This is a genomic window from Streptomyces sp. NPDC001443 (genome assembly GCF_053597355.1).
This window is the reverse complement of sequence record NZ_JBSFIA010000005.1, coordinates 215,750-236,381: the sequence shown is the minus strand read 5'-3', so window position 1 is coordinate 236,381 and position 20,632 is coordinate 215,750. Positions and strand designations below refer to the sequence as shown.

Here is a 20,632-nt window from a genome sequence, read left to right as displayed (position 1 = left end):
CTGACCGCTCCGGCCGGATCCGCCTGCGTCGAGGGCCCGCCGGTCTCCTCAGGGAGACCGGCGGGCCCGCGGCGCTGTTCGGCCCACGGGCCCGCAACACCGGTCCGACCTGTGCGGATGCGAGACTGGCCGACGATCGGCCGGAGCCCGACAGGTGGTCGCGCCGCCGGGCCGGGCAGCCGGTTCCGGCCCGCCCGGACGGCGGGTACGGACACACCGGCGAAGACGAAAGCGGAGGCGGACGATGGACGAGGCACGGGCCCGCGAGGTGCTGGCGGCGGCGGGGGTGTCGCCGCGACCGGCCGGGGACGCGAAGCTGCTCGCCCTGGGCGAGAACGCGGTGTTCGCCGTCGGCGACCTGGTGGTCAAGGTGGGACGGGACGCCGAACTCCTCGACCGGGCCCGGCGCGAACTGGCCGTCGCGGCCTGGCTCGCCGAGGCGGACGTCCCGGCGGTGCGCGCGGCCGAGCTCCGGGCCGAGCTGGTGTCGGGGCACCCGGTGACCGTGTGGCATCGGCTGCCCGACCCGGTACGGCCCGCCGAGCCGCGCGATCTCGCCGCACTGCTCCGGGTGGTCCACGCCCTGCCCTCCCCCGGCTTCGCCCTGCCGCCGCGCGAACTGCTGGGCGGGGTGGAGCGCTGGCTGCGGCTGGCCGGTGACGCGATCGACCCGCAGGACGCGGCGTATCTGCGGGCCCGCCGCGACGGCTTCGCGTCCGCCGCCGCGGCGCTCGTCCCGCACCTGCCGCCCGGCCCGATCCACGGCGACGCGCTGCCGCGCAACGTGCACATCGGGCCGGACGGTCCGGTCCTGGTCGACCTGGAGACGTTCTCCGCCGACCTGCGCGAGCACGACCTGGTGGTGATGGCCCTCTCCCGGGACCGCTACGGACTGCCGGCCGAGGCGTACGACGCCTTCACCGGGACTTACGGCTGGGACGTACGGACCTGGGCGGGCTGCTCGGTGCTGCGCGGCGCCCGCGAGACCGCGAGCTGCGCCTGGGTCGCGCAGCACGCGCCGAGCAACCCCAAGGCGCTCGCCGAGTTCCGGCGCCGGGTGGCGTCGCTGCGGGACGGGGACGAGTCGGTGCGCTGGTATCCGTTCTGAGGCGTGAGGCGTGAGGCGCCGCCGGGGGCCGGGCGCCGGTGGCGAGCGCGGTGGCCGGGGGCGGAGACGTCAGCCGTCGGGCGGCCGCGCGTCGCGGTCCTGGATCGTGCGGGCGGCGCGGCGCAGTTCGGCCAGGACCGTGCGGACCGCCGTACGGGCCGTGCGCTCGGGCCGGCACAGGACGTCGATGTGGCGGCTGGCCTGGACACCGCTGAGCGGGCGCAGCGCCAGGGCCGGGTGCGGGCGCATGGTCAGGCGGGGCAGCAGCGCGATGCCGCCCCCGGCGGCGACGGCCTCGGCGACCACCGTGAACTCGTTGATGCGGTGCACCAGCCGGAGCCTGCGGCCGGCCGCCGCGGCGATCGCCTCCACGGTCGCCAGTACCGGAAAGCCGTCGTGCGCGGTGATCCACGGTTCGTCGGCCACGTCGAGCGGTGTCACCCGCGGTTTCGCCGCGAGCGGATGGCCGACGGGCATCGCCACGTCGAGCGGCTCGCGCAGCAACGGGGTCACCGTCACCGTGCGCGGCCACGGCGGAGCGTGGTCGAGACGGTGGGCGACGACGAGGTCGTACTCGCGGGTCAGCCGCGGGAAGTCCTCCTGCGGCACGTCCGCGTCCGCGCAGGCGAGTGCGGGTGCGCCGGGCCCCGCACAGGCCCTCAGGAGCAGCGGGAACAGGGCCAGGCCCGCGCTGTGGAACGCCGCCACCGACACCTCGCCGTCCGGTCGGCCGACGAACTCCGCCACCGCGTGCCGGGCCCGGGCCAGCGCGGTCTCCACCTCGACGGCCGCGCCCGCCAGCGCCTGGCCCGCGTCGGTGAGCACCAGCCGTCGGCCCTGGCGCTCGGTGAGCGGCACCGGGACCGAGCGCTGGAGCAGCCGCAGTTGCTGCGAGATCGCCGAGGGGGTCACCAGCAGCGCCTCGGCGACGGCGGTGACGCTGCCCAGTTCGCCGAGTTCCCGCAGGATCCGCAACTGCCGTTCGTCCATTTTCCCAGTTTAGAGCCATGATGAAGGGCTCCTAAAAGATCATTTTAGAAATTGGTTCTGGGCTTCAGGGTGGTCCGCGGTGCACGGTGGGCGGGTGTCCGACGCCCGACGTACCGATGCGGTACTCCTCCTGGTCGCGCTCGTCTGGGGATCCAGTTATCTGTCCGCTCAGACCGCCGTCTCCGCGCTGCCCGTGCTCACCGTCCTGTTCGCACGCTACGCGCTGTCCTCCGTGGCCTGTCTGGGGGTGGTGGGGGCGAGTCGTCGCGGACCGCGCCGGTGGACCCGCGACGAGGTCCGGGCGGGGGTGCCGCTGGGGCTGACCCAGGCCATGGTGCTGGTGGTGGAGACGTACGGGGTCGCCCACACCAGCGCCGCCAACGCGGGCCTGATCATCAGCCTGGCCATCGTCCTCACCCCGCTGCTCGACCGGTCCGGTCACCCCGGCGGGCTGCCGCGCTCCTTCTACGCCGCCGCCGGTGTCTGCGTCCTGGCCGTCGGTCTGCTGATGTCGGACCACGGCTTCCAGGCGCCCCGCCCCGGTGATCTGCTGATGCTGGCCGCGGCCGGGCTGCGGGCGGTGCACGTGGCGCTCGTCGGCCGGTTCACCGCGCGCCGGGCCGTCCGGCCCCTGCACCTGACCACGCTCCAGACGCTGGTCGGCACGGCGCTGTTCCTGCCCGCGGCCGCCGTCACCGGGCTGTCCGGACTGGTCCGGGCCGACGGCGCGACCTGGACGCAGCTGCTGTATCTCGCACTGTTCTGCAGTGTGTTCGCGTTCCTCGCGCAGACCTGGGCGGTGCAGCGCACCTCCGCCAGCCGGGCCAGCCTGCTGCTGGGGACGGAGCCGGTCTGGGCCGCCCTGGTCGGCGTCGTCCTGGGCGGCGAGCACCTCGGCCCGCTCATCGGGCTCGGCGCGGCCCTGATGGTGGCCGGCACCTACTGGGGACAGTCGGTGGAACGCGCCCACCGCGCGTCGGCCCGGACGCCGGACACCGCACGCGGCCCCGACCCCGCTCCCGGCCCCGACCCCGCGCCTCTCCCCGATCTCGACCTCGGCCCCGACCTCGTCGCCGTACCCGTTCCCCTTCCCCTTCCCGCCCACGACGCACCGCCCAGCCCCCAGGAGGACCCCCCGTGCCCGACCACGACGGCCACGACACCTACGACCGTCTGATCGCCCTGCTCGACAGCGCCCAGGTCGGGTACCGGCTCATCGACCACGAGCCCGAGGGCGGCACCGACGCCGTGTGCGCGCTGCGCGGCCACCCGGCGTCCGAGGCGGCGAAGTGCATCGTCCTGCGGGTGAAGGTGGACCGGCGCACCACGCGGCACGTCCTTGCGGTGGTTCCGGGGGACCGGCGGGTGGACCTGGACGCCGTGCGGGAGCTGTTCGCGGCGCGGTATGTCGGCTTCAGCGACGCGGAGACCGCCGAGCGGCTGGCCCGCTCCGTGCCGGGCACGGTGCTGCCGTTCGCCTTCGACCCGGGGCTCGAACTCGTCGCCGACCCGGATGTCGTCGCCCAGTCGCGGCTGTACTTCAACGCCGCCCGGCTGGACCGCTCGCTGGTGATCTCCGGCGAGGACTACGCGAGGCTCGCCGAGCCGCGGGTGGAGCGCATCGCGAGCCTCGTCTGACCCGGGCGGACCTGTGCGTCGTCGGACAGGCTCCGGCCGCTCAGACCCGGTGCTCCGCCGGTTCCCGCAGCGGCCAGGTGCCGTCCACGACCGCCTCCGGGTCGCCCTTGCGGCGCAGGAAGCTCTGGAAGTCGGCCGCCCAGTCGGCGTACCACTCGATCTGGCGGCGGTGCAGCTCCGCCGGGCCGAGCGCCGCCACCTTGGGGTGCCGCTCGGCTATCGCGCAGGCCAGCCGGGCCGCGGCCAGGGCGTCGGCGGCGGCGTCGTGCGCGGCGTCGAGGACGACGCCGTACTCCGCGCAGACCGCTTCCAGGTTGCGCTTGCCGCGGCGGTAGCGGTCGGCCCAGCGGTCGATGGTGTACGGGTCGATCACCGGGGCGGGGTCGAGGCCGCCCAGCCGGTCGCGCAGGGACGGCAGCCCGTGCCGGCGCAGTTCGGCGGAGAGCAGGCTCAGGTCGAAGGCCGCGTTGTACGCGACGACCGGGACGCCGGTCTTCCAGTAGGTCGCCAGGACGTCCGCGATCGCGTCGGCGACCTGGTCGGCCGGCCGGCCCTCGGCGCTCGCGCGTTCGTTGCTGATGCCGTGCACGGCGACCGCGTCCGCCGGGATCTCCACGCCCGGGTCCGCCAGCCACTCACGGCGGCCCTGGGGCTGTCCGCCCCTGACCTCGATCACGGCCCCCGTGACGATACGTGCCTCCTGGGGATCCGTCCCCGTGGTCTCCAGGTCGAAGCCGATCAACAGCTCGCGGTGCCAGGCCATGATGGCCTCCCTTCTCGGTGGTGCTTTCCCCCTGTGCTCCACACGATCGCACGCGCCACTGACAATCCGAGGACCACGTTCCGCTCCCCCGCCCCGGCCACCCGCCTCCGCGACGGACGGTTCAGGACACAGGCCGCGAATCGGTCCAAGCGAGCTCGAACTCCTCGCGGTACGCCGAGAAGAGACCGCCTTCGTCCATTTCGCCCATTTCACCGATTCTGGCCGCCTTGACCACCCGGCTGCCGTTGCGCAGCACCAGCACCGGCGCCTCCATGCCCCGGGTGCGCCGCAGATAGGACTGCACGACCGCGACGCCGTCCGAGCCGTCGCCGTCGACGAGGTAGGCCGTGAAGCGCGGGGTCTCGTCGTAGACCTGGATCTGGAAGGCGTCCGGGTCGCGCAGCCGGGAGCGGACCCGGCGCATGTGCAGGATGTTCATCTCCACGGCCCGGCTCAGCTCGCTGCGCTTCAGGCCGAGCTCGCGCTCGCGGCGCTTGACGGCGCTGGAGGCCGGGTTCAGGAACAGCAGCCGCACCCGCGCGCCCGCCTCGGCCAGCCGCACCAGGCGCCGCCCGGAGAAGTTCTGCACGAGCAGGTTGAGGCCGATGCCGATGGCGTCGAGCCTGCGGGCGCCGCCGAAGATGTCCTCGGCCGGGAAGCGGCGCAGCAGCCGCACCCGGTCGGAGTGGACGGCGACCACGTCCGCGTAGCGGTCGCCGACCAGGTCCTCGACCGCGTCGACGGGCAGCCGCCGGGCGGAGGGCACGTCGCCGCCGGGGGCGAGCATCTCCAGGAGCCGGGCGGAGGCCCGCTCGGCCTGGTTCAGGACGGCCTCGGACAGGGCCCGGTTGCGGGAGACGACGTTGCGGGTGACCTCCAGCTCGTCCAGGGCGAGTTCGACGTCCCGGCGGTCGTCGAAGTAGGGCTCGAAGCACGGCCAGTGCTGCACCATCAGCTCCCGCAACTGCGGCAGCGTGAGGAAGCTGATCACGTTGTCGTCGGCCGGGTCGAGGAGATAGCCCTTGCGGCGGCTGACCTCGCGCACGGCGACCGCGCGCTGCACCCATTCCTGGCCGGCGGGCCCGGCCGCGGCGACCACCCACTCGTCGCCGTGGACGGGTTCGTAGACGGGACGCAGGACGGCGGCCACGACCGCGCGCAGCCGCTGTTCGACGAGGTTCAGCCAGATGTAGGCCCGGCCGGCTCGCTGGGCGCGCGTACGCACCTCACGCCAGGCGTCGGCGTCCCAGTCCAGCTCCGGCCCGATGGAACCGGTGCCCATCGGCCGCGCCAGCGACACCGTGCCGGGCGGGACTTCTGCCGAGTTCCCCTCGTGACCCTCGTCACCAGGGGGCAACTCAAGCCCTCCCGAGCCCACCCGCGCACCGCCTTCCGCTCCCCCGAGCATCCCCGTCCCAACGATCAAGGAAGGGTACTCCGGGAGCGGTCGGCGGTGCAGCCGGATGGCCATGGTCGTTTCTCAACTACGAGGTTCCACATGACCGTTCTGCCCCGCGAGGGCGGCCGGAGTGAGCGGATTCATAGCGGTTACGTCCCTGGGTGCGATGGAGAAGCCCTGCCAGTGGACGGGCATGGGCTGCTGGTCCTCGTCCCGGGCTATGTGGTGGAAGCCCACGTTCACCCAGACGACCGGGTGGGTGAGGGTCTGTCCGTTGACCCAGGTGTCGACCGACTTCCCGTGCCCGGCACCGCAGTTGAGCGGGTTGTTGCTGGCGTACTGCTCGCACTTGTTGTACTCGGTGAAGTACACGTCGTGCTTGGTGAAGGCGCGGCCGGGGTACTTGGCGGTGGGCCCGGGGACGAGCTCGTAGGAACGCGCGTGCCCGTCCTTGTTCTTGCCGGTCGCGCTGACGACCCGCCACCAGCGCATGTCCTTCGCGTCGCCCGCGAGTTCCTTGGTGACGTTGGTGCGGGTGGTCTTGTTGGTCGGGCCCTGTCCGCCCGCGGCGGGCGGGCTGACGACCGAGTCGTACTGCTCGACCCGGCCCTTGGAGGAGCCGTCGAGGCCGAAGTCGAGCCGCCAGAACACATTGTGGCTGTGGCTGGTGGCGTAGGCCCTGGCACCCTTGCCGAGCGGCCAGCCGCGGCCGTCGCCGGCGTCGTAGTCGTACGGCGAGAGGCTGCCGGTGGCGCCGACGTTCATGTTGACGGTGCCGTCGTCCTGGAACCGCCACTCCGTCATGTACTCGTACCAGCCGACCTTGTTGACCGTGTAGACGAGCAGGTCCTTGCCCTGGGCCTGGTACACCTTGTTCCCGGTGTCGGCCTGCATGCGGTACGCGTGACCGCGCGAACGGGTCGTGGTGCACAGGCCCTTGACGTTGGGGTGCGCGGGGTCCCCGTCGGGGACCTTGACCGACCGGATGGTGCCGCCGGGGCACTCGCCGGCGGCCAGGTCCACCAGGCCGGAGCCGAAGTTGTAGTCGGTGACGTCGTTGAACTCGTTCTTGCCGTCGTCGTAGGGCACATGGATCTGGGCGAGCTTGGCGCTGTTGAGGACCTTGATCGGAGCGGTCTCGCCGGGCGGCTGGTAGGAGACGTCCTCCAGGACCAGCCCGGACCTGCTCTCGAAGCGCCAGCACATGCGCCAGGTCGTGCCGCTGGCGAGCTTCTGTTCGATCCGGAAGGCGGTGCTGCACGACGGCGCCGCCGCCGCGGGGGCCGCCTCGGGCCGGGCGTGCGCCGGTCCCGCGGCGGTCGTCACCCCGGCGGTCAGCGCCGCAAGGGACAGTCCCACCGCAGCGGTACGGGCACGGCCGATTCTGTTCACGCGCATGAGGAAATGACTCCCTGACAGGAGGTGGGTTTGCGGCCGGGACGCGACGCGCCCCGGCGGGTCGGACACGGCGCGCCGCAGCACACCGGACGTGGCACGCCGCAGCGGGCCGTGAGCGGCGCGCCTCAGCGGGCCAGCGAGGCGACCTTGCGGGCGCTCAGGTCGATGACGAGCGACCGGGCGTCGATCCACGGCCCGTTCTTGACCTTCGGGAACAGCCGCACGCAGCGGTGTTCGCCGCACTTGTCGAGCACGGCGGGCTGCGCACCCGGCGTGGCCCGGTAGACCATGCCGGTGATCAGCAGCTGGTCCGGCGAGGTCAGCTCCGCGCCCGTGGCGTCCTTGTAGTCCGCCTTCAGACCCGCGCCCGCGGGATCGGCGATCAGCAGCCGGGCGGCCTCGGTCTGCTCGTCCCGGCTCAGCGGCGGCTGGACACCGTGCTGACGGCCGGTCCCCTCCACCTTCCCGGTGTCCAGGTTCACGGTCCGGGTGACGAGCGTGTCGTCGCGGTAGTCGTAGAACGTGACGTCCGCGCGGCGCGGCGCGTCCGGGTCGTCGAGTTCCGCGGCGTCCGGCTCGGCGAGGTCGACGCCGATGCGCTGCGGGCCGCGTCCGCCCGTCACGTTCTCCCCCGCGACGAGCTGCTGCCCGCCCAGCGCGATCCGCTCGACCCGCCGGGTCTCGTCGTCGGTCAGCGGGTCCCGGCCCGTGCCCTTCGCCCCCTCGGCCGGCGCCGGTGCGACGACGCCCGGCGCGACCGTGCCGCCGCCCTGGCCGGCGGCGTCCTGCCGGGCCGACTGCCCGCCCTTGCTCCCTCCCGTCTCGTCCGCCCCCGCCGTGCCCGGCAGGGTGACAGCGGCCATGACGGCGGTCCCCACCACCGCCATGGCCGCACCGGCCACCACCTTTCCCAGATGGCGGTGCACTATTTCGCGCACTTGTTCCCCCTACTCCCCCGACATCCTGGGAGTAACTGTTTGCCCCGATTGTTCGGCATACGGCGTATGCACTGGTCGGACGGTAAGAGGGGCGTAAGTCACAGGTGGTTCCATCACTTTCGGGGACACTCGGGGCCAAGGCGCCCCCAGCGCCGCCGTCCACCTGAAAGAGTCGTGTCCATGCAGGTCTGGCCTGGAGAGGCATATCCACTCGGTGCCACGTACGACGGCGCCGGCACCAATTTCGCGGTCTTCACGGAGGCCGCCGACCGAGTCGAGCTGTGTCTGCTGCACGACGACGGCTCGGAGACGGCGGTCGAGCTGCGCGAGAGCGACGCCTTCGTGCGGCACGCGTACGTGCCCGGCGTCATGCCGGGCCAGCGCTACGGCTTCCGGGCGCACGGCCCGCACGCCCCCGAGCGCGGACTGCGCTGCAACTCGGCGAAACTGCTGCTCGACCCGTACGCGAAGGCGGTCAGCGGCTCGGTCCGCTGGGGGGAGGAGGTGTACGGCTACCACTTCGGCAGCCCCGACCGGCGCAACGACCTGGACTCCGCGCCGCACACGATGACCTCGGTCGTGGTCAACCCGTACTTCGACTGGGGCGACGACCGGCGGCCGCGCACCGAGTACCACCGCACGGTGATCTACGAGGCCCACGTCAAGGGCCTCACGATGCGTCACCCGGCGCTGCCCGAGGAACTGCGCGGCACCTACGCGGCGCTCGCCCATCCCGCCGTCATCGACCATCTCACCTCGCTCGGGGTCACCGCGCTGGAGCTGATGCCGGTCCACCAGTTCGTCAACGACCACCGCCTGGTGGACATGGGCCTGAACAACTACTGGGGCTACAACACGATCGGCTTCTTCGCGCCGCACAACGCCTACGCCTCCTGGGGCGACCGCGGGCAGCAGGTCCTCGAGTTCAAGTCTGCGGTACGGGCGCTGCACGAGGCCGGCATCGAGGTGATCCTCGACGTGGTCTACAACCACACCGCCGAGGGCAACCATCTGGGTCCGACGCTGTCCTTCCGGGGCCTGGACAACCCGTCGTACTACCGGCTGGCCGACGATCCCCGCTACTACATGGACACGACGGGCACCGGGAACTCGCTGCTGATGCGGTCCCCGCACGTACTCCAGCTGATCATGGACTCGCTGCGCTACTGGGTCACCGAGATGCATGTCGACGGGTTCCGCTTCGATCTGGCGGCGACGCTGGCGCGGCAGTTCCACGAGGTGGACCGGCTGTCGTCGTTCTTCGACCTGGTGCAGCAGGACCCGGTGGTCTCCCAGGTCAAGCTGATCGCCGAGCCGTGGGACGTCGGCGAGGGCGGCTACCAGGTGGGCAACTTCCCGCCGCTGTGGACCGAGTGGAACGGCAAGTACCGCGACACCGTACGGGACCTGTGGCGCGGCGAGCCGCGGGCGCTCGCGGAGTTCGCGTCACGGCTGACCGGCTCGTCCGATCTGTACCAGGACGACGGACGGCGCCCGCTGGCCTCGATCAACTTCGTGACCTGCCACGACGGCTTCACCCTGCACGACCTGGTGTCGTACGACGACAAGCACAACCACGCCAACGGCGAGGACAACCGGGACGGCGAGAGCCACAACCGGTCCTGGAACTGCGGGGTGGAGGGCGAGACGGACGACCCCGCGGTGCTGGCGCTGCGGGAGCGCCAGATGCGCAACTTCGTCGCCACGCTGATGCTCTCCCAGGGCGTGCCAATGATCAGCCACGGCGACGAGGTGGCGCGCACCCAGCGCGGCAACAACAACGCCTACTGCCAGGACAGCGAGCTGGCCTGGGTGAAGTGGCCGGAGACCGACGACGACGGCGACGCCGGGGGCGGCGGGCTGCTGGAGTTCACCCGCGCGCTGGTGCGGCTGCGCAAGGACCATCCGGTCTTCCGCAGGCGGCGCTTCTTCCACGGCCGGCCGGTTGAGGGCACCCACGACGAGCTGTCGGACATCGCCTGGTTCACCCCGGAGGGCAAGGAGATGACCCAGCGGGACTGGGACTCGGCCCAGGCGTCGGCGCTCACCGTGTTCCTCAACGGCAACGCGATCTCCGAGCCCGGCCCGCGCGGGGAGCGCATCTCCGACGACTCCTTCCTGCTGATGTTCAATGCCTCGGCGAAGCGGCTGGAGTTCGTGGTTCCGGTCGATCACGGGCAGCAGTGGCAGATCGTGGTGGACACGGCCCTCCCGGAGGGGGTGGCACCGCAGACGGACGACAAGGTGCGGGCCGGGGACCGGCTGCCCCTGCCCGACCGGAGCCTGACGGTCCTGCGCCGGCCCACCTAGACGGGCCGGCGGTGGGGCTCCGGCGGCGCTCCGGTGGGGAGCTCCGGCGGACGCTCCGGTGGGGGGCCGGCGACGCTCCGGTGGGGAGCTCCGGCGGACGCTCCGGTGGAGGGGCCGGCGGCGCTCCGGTGGGGGCGTACGGGCGGAGCCGGGTGCGGCGATGACACGAAAGGCGGCGGGGCGGGTACGTAGGTGCCATGACACCTGAGCGACCCGACCCGACGGTGCCCACCGCCACCTACCGGTTGCAGCTACAGCCCGAGTTCCCGTTCGGGGCCGCGGCGGAGATCGTGCCGTACCTGGCCTCGCTCGGCGTCTCGCATCTGCACCTGTCCCCCGTCCTGGAGGCCGTGCCGGGCTCGGCGCACGGCTACGACGTCGTCGACCACGCGCGCGTACGGGACGAACTGGGCGGCGAGGACGGGCTGCGCGCGCTGTCGCGCACCGCGCGCGAGCACGGCCTCGGCCTGGTGGTGGACATCGTGCCCAACCACATGGCCATGGCGCCCCGGCACAACCGGGCCCTGTGGGAGGTGCTGCGGGAGGGGCCGAAGTCGCCGTACGCGCGCTGGTTCGACATCGACTGGGAGGCGCAGGGCGGACAGGTGCTGCTGCCCGTGCTCGGCGGTCCGCTCGGCGCGGAGATCGGGCACCTGGAGGTCGACGGCGACGTCCTGCGCTACCACGACCAGGTGCTGCCGCTGCGGGAGGGCACCGAGGAGCTGCCGCTGCCGCAGCTCCTGGACGCCCAGTGGTACCGCCCCGCGTGGTGGCGGCTGGCCCGTACCGAGCTCAACTACCGGCGCTTCTTCAGCATCTCCGAGCTCATCGGGGTGCGGGTGGAGGACCCAGAGGTCTTCGAGGCCACCCACGCCAAGATCCTCCAGCTCCTCCACGAGGGGGTGATCGACGGCCTGCGCGTGGACCACCCCGACGGACTCGCCGACCCCGACGACTACCTGGAGCGGCTGCACGGGGCGACCGGCGGCCGCTGGACGGTCGTGGAGAAGATCCTGGCGGACGGGGAGCACCTGCCCGCCTCCTGGCCCGTGGCCGGCACCACCGGCTACGACGCCCTGCGGCACGTCGACGGCCTCTTCACGGACCCGGCGGGCGCCGGTGAACTCCTCTCCCGGTACCGGCGGTTCGCGGCCCCGCAGACCGACCGGGGCGGCGACTGGGCGGCGACGGTACGGCGGGCCGCCTACCGGGTGCTCTCGCACGAGCTGGCCGCCGAGGTCGACCGGCTGACCCGGGTCGCGGTCCGGCTGTGCGCCACGGCGCCGGAGCCCGCGCTGCGCGACCGGGCACCCTGGGCGCTGCGGACCGCGCTGCGGGAACTGCTGGTCCGGCTGGAGGTCTACCGGCCCTACGCCTCGGGCGACGCGGCCGGCGTCGTCACCGCGGAGGCCGCGGCCGAGGCCCGGCGTGCCTTCGTCGTGCCCGAGGAGGCCGACGCGGTCGATGTCGTACGGGATCTCGTACTCGGGCGGCACGGGGACGGGCCGGGCCATGCCGAGTTCCGTACGCGTTTCGCGCAGACGGCGTCCGCGCTGCGCGCCAAGTCCGTCGAGGACACCGCGTTCTACCGCTATGTGCCGCTGCTGTCGGGGACCGAGGTCGGCGGGAACCCCGGGTGTCCGGCCGTGTCCCCGGCGGACTTCCACGCCCACTGCGCCCGCGTGCAGCGCGACTGGCCGGTCGGCGGGAGCGTGGTGACGACCCATGACACCAAGCGAAGCGCCGATGTCCGGGCGGCCCTCGCGGTACTGACCGAGTGCCCCGGGCCCTGGGCCGACGTGCTGGCCGAGGTCACCCCCGACGGCGACGGCGTGCCGGACGCGCAGCTCGCGTGGGCGGCCTGGCAGACGGTGTTCGGGCTCGGTCCCGCGTCCCCGGAACGGGTCGGCCAGGCGCTGCTGAAGCAGGTGCGGGAGGCCGGCCTGCACACGAGCTGGACCGAGCAGGACCCCTCGTACGAGGAGCGGGTGGCGCGGTTCGTCGCGACGGGGCCCTGTGGCGCGCCGGGTGAGCGGGTGGCCGCCTTCCGGGACGCCCTGGAGCCCCATCTGCGCGCGAACGTGCTGGGTACGGCCCTGGTCCAGCTGACGATGCCCGGCATCCCCGATCTGTACCAGGGCACGGAGGCCGAGTACCGGGCGCTGGTCGACCCGGACAACCGGCGGCCGGTGCGGTTCCCGCCCGCGGATCCCGGGGAGAAGGGCGCGCTGACCGTGGCCGCGCTGCGGCTGCGCGGGCGGCGCCCCGAGGCGTTCGGGGACGCGGCGACGTACGCGCCCCTGTCCGCGGAGGGCGCGGCGGCGGCGCACTGTCTGGCGTTCGTCCGCTCGGCGACGGTCGTGACGGCGGTGACCCGGCTGTCGCTGCGGCTCGCGGAGGCGGGCGGCTGGCGGGACACCCGGCTGTCCCTGCCGCCGGGGCGGTGGGCCGATCTGCTGGCGCCCGGCCGGGAGTTCGAGGGGCACACGCGCGTGGCGGACCTCTTCGGCGAGCGGCCGGTGGCGCTGCTGGAACGGATCGACGGGGAGCGACCGGCAGGGAATTCCGAGACGGCAGGCACGGCAGGCACGGCAGGGACGGCAGGAACGGCAGGAACGGCAGGAACGGCAGGAACGGCTGAGGACGCCGCGGGCGAGGAGTGACCGTCGGCGCGGACGGCTGCGGCGGCACTGGCGACGGGCGGGCCGTCCGGCGGCAGGGGCCGGGACAGGCCGTCCGGCGGCACGCGCGTCGGACGGGTCGTCCGGCGGCCAGGGCCCTGCCGGGCCCCCGTCGACGGACGGCGGTAATCCGGCGGAGATGCGGGAGATACGGCGGGGAAGGGGGCGATCCGGCGGGGGCCCGCCTCGCGTCCTTGACAGTCCACAGAGTCCATGGGGTACTGCGGATGCGAAGCAGGGCGGACCTATCGGGGGTGAGTCTCCTGCCGGAGCATCGTTACCCCAGCGTTCCCGAACTGGTCGAGTCCGCGAAGGCGTTGGCCGTCCATCGGCCTGACCTGTGCGCCCTGCGGCGGGTGGGCGTCTCGCGCGCCGGCCGACCGCTGCATCTGCTGTCCATGGGCCACGCCCGGCGCGCCGTCCTCGTCGTCGCGGGGGCCCACGCGAACGAACCGGTCGGCGGGTCCACGCTGCTGGCCCTCGCGGAACGGGTGCTGCACGACCGGGAGCTGCGGGCCGACACGTCCTGGCACTTCCTGCTGTGCGCGGACCCCGACGGGGCGAGTCTGCACGTGACGCCGGCGCCACGCAGCCTGTTCGACTACCACCTCGGCTTCTTCCGGCCCGCCGGACCGGAACAGCCGGAGTGGTCGCCGTCCGTGCTGCCGCCCGACCGGCTGCCGCCCGAGACCCGCGCCCTGACCGAGGTCATCGACGAGCTGCGGCCCTACCTCCAGATCTCCCTGCACGGCACCGACCTGGGCGGCAGCTGGATACAGCTCACGAAGGACATCCCCGGCCTGGCGGAGCCGTTCGCCAAGTCCGCGGCCGAGTTGCACATCCCGGTGGAGACGGGCGCCGCCGACGCGGCGGGCTGGCCGGCGAGCGGGCCCGGGGTGCATGTGATGCCCGCGCCCGGCGCGGGCGCCGCGTACCCGAGCATGCCGGACGACGCCCGGCACAGCACCTGGTACCACGCCCACCGGTACGGCGGTCTGACCGCCGTCGTCGAGGTGCCGATGTGGGCGAGCGACCTGGTGGACGACCGCGCGCCGCACCCGGCCCCCGCCGCCGCGCTCCGGCGCCTCGCGCTTCGGCTGCGGCGCGACGCCGTGGAGGTGGAGCAGGTGCTCGCCGAGGCCCTGCCGCGCCTGGCCGGCGTGGACGGGCCGCTGCTGCGGGCCGCGCGCTGGGTGCTGGAGCTGGTGCCGGGTCTGGTCGAGGACTGGATCCACACACCGCCGGCCGACACCACGATGGCGTACGTCGGCAGTGTCGACGCGTTCGCCCGTCGGCTGCCGATGCGTTCGGCGGCGATGCTGCTGCGGGTCCTCCAGGAGAACGACGACCGTGCGGCACCGCGTCTCGAACAGCTCGTGGCGGCCTGGAGCGACGCCTTCGCGGTACGGTTCCGCGCCCGCTGGGTGCCCCTGGAGCACCAGGTCGAGCACCAGTCCCGTACCGTCGTCGCGGCCGCGCTGCACGCGCGCGACCGCGACGGCTGACACGGCCTGTGCCCCGTGCCCGATCACTCGTCCAGCGCGAACACCGGCCCGGTCCACGCCGCCTGCGCGCAGGGGTTGGCGAAGCTCCGCGTGTACTCGACCGGCCGTCCGCCCCACTCCCCGCGCGCGTGGGCGGTCACCGGGGCGTACACCAGCGCGCAGAAGCCGTCCGCCGGCGTGTGGGCGCCGATGTCACCCTTCACCGCGGCGAGCCGCTCGCAGGCCTGTACGGCGTGCGCGTGCCCCCGGGGCGGGTCGCACCGCAGCAGGGCTTCGCGGGTGTCACCCGGACGGGCGCCGTCGCCCCGGGTGACGGTGAGCCGGAGCCAGTCGCCCGTGGGGGCCTCCCGGGCGGCCGCCGGGGCCGACCCGGCGACGGTGAGCAGGGCGGCCGTCGTCAGCAGGACGCCGCGGACCAGGTACGTCGTACGCGCCCTGCTGCCCGGGCGCGTGCGGTGCCGGTCGTGCCTCGTGTGTGTCGCGTGGTTCGGGTGCGTCATTCAAGAGGCATCGGCACGGCCGTCTCCGGACACCAGTCCCGCTCACCCGAACGGGAGTCCTCGCGCGCGTGCGCCGCGGCCAGCTCGAAGGTGGCGAGCACCACGCGCGACTGGTACTCCACCTGGCGGGCCACCGGGATCCAGCGGGCCCCGCAGCCGTCGCGGTAGTCGGCGCACCACTCGTCGATGACCCGGTCCAGGTCCGGCAGCGCGTCGTCCGGATCACCGTCGGCGCCCCGCACCAACTGGTGCAGCAGCCCCGCCGTGCGCAGGGCGAGCCGCCGTCCGGCGATGCGCAGGGCGGCGAGATGGGCGGTGCGCAGGGCCGGCAGGGGGCGCCCCTGGTCACGGACGTCGGGGTCCCACGCGTCGGCCAGGCCGGGACAGACCAGTAAATAGTCGTCGACCGGTGCGAGCAGGCGCGCCGCGTCCGGTGAGCCCGCGAGACGGGGCCGGACCCGGGCGAGGATCAGCTCCAGGAGCCCGGCGTCGTGGCGCAGCGTGCGGCTCACCGTGCGCAGCGCCTCGTCCGGATCGGCGGGCCGGGAGCCGTCCTCGACACCGGCCACGCCCCACATGGGGGCCTCGATCACGGCGGTGACCGTGCCGTGCCGGTGCGGGTGGAACCAGGTGGACTCGACGGCGGCCTCGGTGATGGCCGCGGCCAGGTCGCCCCGGCTCGGGGGCGGGATCCGGTAGACGGCGGGGCCGAGGCCGGGCCAGTACAGGGTGTCGTAGGGACCGAGCTCGCGCGGGATGCCGAGCCGGGTCGCGGTGTGCGCGACACGCTGGGCCAGGCCCGGCAGGTCGCGGGTCAGTTCGACGAAGCCGCCGCCGACGTCGACACCGTGCAGGGAACACTGGAAGAAAGGTTTCAGTTCGTCCTGGACACGGAGCAGGGCCCGCGTCTCGGGGAGCGTGGCGGCCTCCGCGCCGTCGGGCAGCCACTCGGGCTGTTCGAGGAAGCCGGGACGGAAGAAGTTCCGGAAGTAGTGGCCCAGGGTGTACGGGCCGGACAGCCAGCCCTCGTTGCGGCGCAGGCCGTCGGGGTCCAGGCACAGCAGCAGGTTCCAGGTGGTGTCCGCGCCGTCGGCGAGGCGGGGTTCGGCCAGGACACGCTCGGCCAGCCGCAGCGCGGTCGCGCCGCCCACCGGCTCGTTGGCGTGCGGTCCGGCGACCACCAGGGCCTGCCGGGTGCCGTGCCCGACGGACATCAGCCACAAGGGTGTTCCCGCGCGGGACGTCCCGACCTGGCGCAGCCGGGCGTCCCTGGGGCGCCGGGCGACGAGTGCGGCGGCCCGGGCGCCCAGTTCGTCCACGGTCGGGTAGCGGAGGAGTGGCGGCAGGGCGCACCTCCACAATGTGGTGCCGTCGGTTCACCTGGTGTACATGGTGTAAGCACAGTCAGTCATGGCTCGCCGGGTACGTCAACACCGCGGTACGCAAGGGAGTTCGAGGCCCTGGTGCCGGTTCGGGCCGGTTCAGTCCGCCGCGAGCCGGAACGCGATGCTCCCGAAGCCGATCTGGTCGCCCTCGCGGACGACGGCCGCGCCGATCACCCGGCGCCCGTTCACCGTCGTGCCGTTGCTCGAGCCGAGGTCGCGCAGGACCCACATGCCGCCCTGCCGGCTGAGTTCGGCGTGCACGCGCGAGACCGTCTCGTGGGTGAGCCGCAGCCCGCTGGCGGGGTCCCGGCCTATCCGCAGCGCGTGCGTGGCCCCCGGGTGCGGCAGCAGCAGCTTGGGCAGCTTCTCGGCCTGCCAGGCCCGGCGCAGTCGTACGGTGAAGCCGGAGACCGCCTCGACCGTGCCGAACACCGCGCGCGCGAAGCGGCTCTCCGTGGGCAGGTCGGCGGTGAGCGCGGCGAGTTCGTCGGAGCGGCGCGCGGTCAGCGCCAGTTCCATGCGCCGGACGAACGTGTCGTGCGACAGCCGCCCCTTGGCGACACCGTCGCGCAACACCTCCAGGGCCCGGTCGCGCTCCGCGTCGGACAGCCGCGCGGGGTACGTGTGGAACTCGAAGGACGACGTCACGCTCGTGATTGTCGGTCAGTGAACCCCGAGTGTCCAGAAAACACAGAAACGGCGCGCCCGTGCCTGTACCTGGACGACACCCCCCGCAAAAGGGAGCATTCAAAGGCGGATTGATCGTGTTTGAAGGACCATGGACGGGCTACATCACGGTGAGCAGACGAAGGGGAACCGTCCGTGCAGTTCGAGGTGTGGGCACCGCAGGCCGACCGGGTGACGCTCCATTGCGGCGGGGTCACGCGCGCGTTGGAGCGCGATCCGGCGCGTGAGGGCTGGTGGAGCGGCGAGGCGAAGGCGGCCGACGGCACGCGGTACGGGTTCGCGCTGGACGACGGCCCCGTGCTGCCCGATCCGCGCTCCCGCCGGCAGCCGGACGGCCCGGACGGCCTGAGCGCCGTCGTCGATCACGGACGGTACGCCTGGCACACCGAGTGGGCGGGCCGGCCGCTGCCGGGAGCTGTCCTGTACGAGCTGCACGTGGGCACGTACACGCCGGAGGGCACCCTCGACGCGGCCGCCGAGCGGCTCGGCCACCTGGTGGAACTGGGGATCACCCACGTCGAGTTGATGCCCCTGTGCCCCTTCCCCGGTCGGCACGGCTGGGGGTACGAGGGGGTGTCGCCGTGGGCGGTGCACGAACCGTACGGCGGCCCCGAGGCGCTGCGCAGGTTCGTGGACCGGGCGCATGGGCTCGGGCTCGGGGTGGTCCTGGACGTGGTGCACAACCATCTGGGCCCGTCGGGCAATCACCTGCCGGCGTTCGGACCGTACTTCACCGACCGGCACCACACCCCCTGGGGTGCCGCGGTCAACCTCGACGGGCCCGGCTCGGACGAGGTGCGCGCCTTCCTGCTCGGCAGCGCGCTGGCGTGGCTGCGGGACTACCGGATCGACGGGCTGCGGCTGGACGCGGTGCACGCGCTGGCGGACACGCGCGCGTGCCACTTCCTGGAGGAGCTGTCCCGGGCGGTGGACCACCTCGGCGCCGACACGGGCCGGCCGCTGTTCCTGATCGCCGAGTCGGACCTGAACGACCCGCGCGTGGTCACCGCGCGCGCGGAGGGCGGCCTCGGCCTGCACGCGCAGTGGAGCGACGACTTCCACCACGCCCTGCACGCCGCGCTGACCGGCGAGTCCCAGGGCTACTACGCGGACTTCGCGCGCGCCCCCCTCGCGGCCCTGGCCAAGACGCTCACGGGCGGCTTCTTCCACGACGGCACGTACTCCAGCTTCCGGGGCAGGCACCACGGCCGCGCCCTGGACCGCGGCCGGGTGGCCGCGCACCGGCTCGTCGGCTACAGCCAGACCCACGACCAGGTCGGCAACCGCGCCCAAGGCGACCGGCTGGCGGCCGTGCTCTCCCCCGGGCTGCTGGCCTGCGCGGCGGCGCTGACGCTGACGGCCCCGTTCACGCCGATGCTGTTCATGGGCGAGGAGTGGGCGGCGGGCACGCCCTGGCAGTTCTTCACCGACCACACCGATCCCGAGCTCGCCGAGGCCGTACGCCGGGGCAGGCGGCGGGAGTTCACGGCGCACGGCTGGGCCGAGGAGGACGTGCCCGATCCGCAGGACCCGGCGACCCGCGACCGCTCCTGTCTGGACTGGTCCGAGCCGGAACGCCCGCCGCACGCGCGCGTGCTGGACTGGTACCGCCTCCTCATCGCGCTGCGGCACAGCCATCCCGACCTCACCAACCCCGATCTCGCGGACACGAAGGTGGCGTACGACGAGGAGGCCCGCTGGCTGGCCTTCCGGCGCGGTGACGTACGCGTGGCGGTGAACCTCGGCAAGGAGCAGGCGGCGATCCCGCTGGGCACCCGTCCGGCCCGGGTGCTCGCCGCGTGGGAACCGGTGGAGCGTCCGGGGACGGACGGCGTCCTGCTGGTGCCCGGGGAGTCGTGCGTGGTGCTGGAACAGAGCTGACGGAACGGGCGGGGCCGACCGGGAGCCGGGGCGCGGACCCTGGGGTCCGGTCACCCAAGGGTCCGGAGGCCCGGTGACCTGGAAGCCCGGTGACCTGGAAGCTTGGTGACCTGGAAGCCCGGAGGTGAGGTCCGGTCGCCCGGAGGTCCGGGGCCCGATGCCCCGGGGCCGAAGACCCGGGGCCCGAAAACCCGGGACGCGGAGGCGCGGTCGCCCGGGGCGCGGCCCCGGAGGCGTGAGGCCCAAGAAGCACGGCCGTCCGGAGGTCCGGAGGCCGGAGGCCGGAGGTCCGAAAGCCCGGAGGCGCGGAGGCCCGGAGGCGCGGCCAGCGAAGCGTGAGGTCCAGGAGGCACGGTCGTCCGAGGGTCCGGAGCCCCGGAAGCCTGCGGCTCCGGGGCTCCGGACCCTCGTCAGGGCTGTTCCGCGTCGTCCGGGCCCTCCTCGCGGAACTCCGTCACGCGCTCCAGCAGGATCGCCTCCCAGGCGCGGCGCAACTGTGTGCGCAGCAGCGGCAGCGGGCTGTCGCCGCGGCCGTCCAGACGCTCGGCGAGAGCGAGGACCGTGTCGCAGCGGGCCAGCCACAGGCCGCGCAGGCAGCTTCGGGCGCCGTAGCCGGCGAGGGTCGCGGCGCGCACGGCGGCCGGGGAGCCGACGGCGAGCGCGAGTCCGGCGATGTCCTCCGCGGGGTCGCCGACGACCGCGTGGGTCCAGTCCAGCACCCCCCGCACCCGGCCGTCGGCGCCGACCACGAGGTGCTCGCCCCGCAGACCGTGGTGGACGAGGACGGCCGCGCCGGGCCGGGCGGCGAGCTGGGCCGCCCCCTGCGGGGTGAGCTGGTGCAGCAACGCGGCGTCGAACTCGTCTGCGGCGCACAGGAGTTCCGCGGCCGGTACGGCCATCCGGCGCAGCGCCTCCAGGGAGCGGGCCGGGGCGTGCGGTACGCCGAGGACCTCGATCTGCCGGGCGGGCACCTCGCGCATCCCGGTGAGCAGTCCGGCCAGGTCGGCCTCGCCGACGGCCGACACCTCGTGCTGCTCCGCGGTACCGCCGGGCACCTTGGTGTCCAGGGTGTAGGCGAGTCCGGGCGCCCAGTCGCCGTGCGCCACGCTGACCGGTACGGCGACCGGGACATGGGGGCGGACGAGATCGCGCAGGCGCAGTTCGCGGCGGCGCCGGGCGGTCGCCTCGCGGTCGGTGGCGAGGCGCAGCACATGGCGGGTGCCGACCCACCAGGTGGTGGACCCGCCGTCCTCGGCGACGGGCCGTACGTCGGGTCCGGCGGCGTCCTGCGCACCGGCGCCCGCCTCGCCCGTCCTGCCCTCCCCGCCTTCCTTCGTCAGGGAACGGACCAGTCGGCGGACGGTGTCCGCGGTCGGTGTCGGTGCCTGGGTCATGGGCCGCGCCGTCGCTCGGGGGTGTCGTCTCACGGGTTTCCTGGAGGTCCTTCGG

Annotated in this window: 16 protein-coding genes; 7 read left to right on the top strand and 9 right to left on the bottom strand. The window is 73.7% G+C overall.

Going from position 1 to position 20,632, the window contains the following annotated elements; all coding sequences use genetic code 11:
* Positions 1 to 244 precede the first annotated feature (244 nt).
* Positions 245 to 1,108, top strand: a complete 864-nt coding sequence (locus ACWC24_RS09030; RefSeq protein ID WP_450662153.1) for a phosphotransferase enzyme family protein — start codon at positions 245 to 247, stop codon at positions 1,106 to 1,108.
* 69 nt (positions 1,109 to 1,177) lie between these two features.
* On the opposite strand, the gene ACWC24_RS09025 is transcribed toward ACWC24_RS09030, so the two are convergent.
* Positions 1,178 to 2,098 carry a LysR family transcriptional regulator gene (locus tag ACWC24_RS09025; RefSeq protein ID WP_450662152.1) on the bottom strand — a complete coding sequence of 307 codons (921 nt, stop codon included), beginning with the start codon at positions 2,096 to 2,098 and terminating at the stop codon, positions 1,178 to 1,180.
* 94 nt (positions 2,099 to 2,192) lie between these two features.
* Between ACWC24_RS09025 and ACWC24_RS09020 the strand changes: the two genes are divergently transcribed.
* Both ACWC24_RS09020 and ACWC24_RS09015 read left to right on the top strand, forming a co-directional pair.
* On the top strand, positions 2,193 to 3,275 hold the full coding sequence (locus ACWC24_RS09020) for a DMT family transporter (RefSeq protein WP_450662151.1): 1,083 nt from the start codon (positions 2,193 to 2,195) through the stop codon (positions 3,273 to 3,275).
* A complete protein-coding gene (locus ACWC24_RS09015; protein WP_450662150.1) occupies positions 3,236 to 3,736 on the top strand; it encodes a YbaK/EbsC family protein in 501 nt (166 codons plus the stop codon). Before ACWC24_RS09020 ends, ACWC24_RS09015 begins: the two co-directional genes overlap by 40 nt.
* A 40-nt stretch (positions 3,737 to 3,776) precedes the next feature.
* On the opposite strand, the gene ACWC24_RS09010 is transcribed toward ACWC24_RS09015, so the two are convergent.
* The 4 genes from ACWC24_RS09010 to ACWC24_RS08995 all read right to left on the bottom strand — a co-directional run bounded on the left by ACWC24_RS09010 (position 3,777) and on the right by ACWC24_RS08995 (position 8,234).
* Positions 3,777 to 4,499: an exonuclease domain-containing protein gene (locus ACWC24_RS09010; RefSeq protein WP_450662149.1), complete on the bottom strand. Its 723-nt coding sequence runs from the start codon at positions 4,497 to 4,499 to the stop codon at positions 3,777 to 3,779.
* 121 nt (positions 4,500 to 4,620) lie between these two features.
* On the bottom strand, positions 4,621 to 5,907 hold the full coding sequence (locus tag ACWC24_RS09005; protein ID WP_450662187.1) for an SAV2148 family HEPN domain-containing protein: 1,287 nt from the start codon (positions 5,905 to 5,907) through the stop codon (positions 4,621 to 4,623).
* A gap of 72 nt (positions 5,908 to 5,979) precedes the next feature.
* Complete coding sequence (locus ACWC24_RS09000) at positions 5,980 to 7,296, bottom strand: copper amine oxidase (protein ID WP_450662148.1); 1,317 nt, start codon at positions 7,294 to 7,296, stop codon at positions 5,980 to 5,982.
* Between the two features lie 125 nt (positions 7,297 to 7,421).
* A complete protein-coding gene (locus ACWC24_RS08995; RefSeq protein ID WP_450662147.1) occupies positions 7,422 to 8,234 on the bottom strand; it encodes a Tat pathway signal sequence domain protein in 813 nt (270 codons plus the stop codon).
* Positions 8,235 to 8,414: 180 nt separating this feature from the next.
* On the opposite strand from ACWC24_RS08995, the gene glgX reads away from it, so the two are divergent.
* From glgX to ACWC24_RS08980, 3 genes are all read left to right on the top strand, one after another.
* Positions 8,415 to 10,544 carry a glycogen debranching protein GlgX gene (gene glgX, locus ACWC24_RS08990; RefSeq protein ID WP_450662146.1) on the top strand — a complete coding sequence of 710 codons (2,130 nt, stop codon included), beginning with the start codon at positions 8,415 to 8,417 and terminating at the stop codon, positions 10,542 to 10,544.
* A gap of 197 nt (positions 10,545 to 10,741) precedes the next feature.
* On the top strand, positions 10,742 to 13,207 hold the full coding sequence (gene treY, locus ACWC24_RS08985; protein WP_450662145.1) for a malto-oligosyltrehalose synthase: 2,466 nt from the start codon (positions 10,742 to 10,744) through the stop codon (positions 13,205 to 13,207).
* Between the two features lie 272 nt (positions 13,208 to 13,479).
* Positions 13,480 to 14,730 (top strand): M14 family zinc carboxypeptidase, encoded by a 1,251-nt coding sequence (locus ACWC24_RS08980; protein ID WP_450662144.1) that lies wholly within the window; start codon positions 13,480 to 13,482, stop codon positions 14,728 to 14,730.
* A gap of 23 nt (positions 14,731 to 14,753) precedes the next feature.
* Here ACWC24_RS08980 and ACWC24_RS08975 read toward each other — a convergent pair whose 3' ends face one another.
* The 3 genes from ACWC24_RS08975 to ACWC24_RS08965 all read right to left on the bottom strand — a co-directional run bounded on the left by ACWC24_RS08975 (position 14,754) and on the right by ACWC24_RS08965 (position 17,263).
* Positions 14,754 to 15,230 (bottom strand): SSI family serine proteinase inhibitor, encoded by a 477-nt coding sequence (locus tag ACWC24_RS08975; RefSeq protein ID WP_450662143.1) that lies wholly within the window; start codon positions 15,228 to 15,230, stop codon positions 14,754 to 14,756.
* Positions 15,227 to 16,549 (bottom strand): M14 family zinc carboxypeptidase, encoded by a 1,323-nt coding sequence (locus ACWC24_RS08970; protein ID WP_450662142.1) that lies wholly within the window; start codon positions 16,547 to 16,549, stop codon positions 15,227 to 15,229. The genes ACWC24_RS08975 and ACWC24_RS08970 overlap by 4 nt, the downstream gene beginning before the upstream one ends.
* A 162-nt stretch (positions 16,550 to 16,711) precedes the next feature.
* On the bottom strand, positions 16,712 to 17,263 hold the full coding sequence (locus ACWC24_RS08965; RefSeq protein WP_450662141.1) for an FHA domain-containing protein: 552 nt from the start codon (positions 17,261 to 17,263) through the stop codon (positions 16,712 to 16,714).
* Positions 17,264 to 17,437: 174 nt separating this feature from the next.
* On the opposite strand from ACWC24_RS08965, the gene treZ reads away from it, so the two are divergent.
* The gene (gene treZ, locus ACWC24_RS08960) at positions 17,438 to 19,183 is read left to right on the top strand and encodes a malto-oligosyltrehalose trehalohydrolase (RefSeq protein ID WP_450662140.1); all 1,746 of its coding nucleotides are present in this window, start codon (positions 17,438 to 17,440) and stop codon (positions 19,181 to 19,183) included.
* Between the two features lie 410 nt (positions 19,184 to 19,593).
* Here treZ and ACWC24_RS08955 read toward each other — a convergent pair whose 3' ends face one another.
* Positions 19,594 to 20,577, bottom strand: a complete 984-nt coding sequence (locus ACWC24_RS08955; protein WP_450662139.1) for an aminoglycoside phosphotransferase family protein — start codon at positions 20,575 to 20,577, stop codon at positions 19,594 to 19,596.
* Positions 20,578 to 20,632 lie beyond the last annotated feature (55 nt).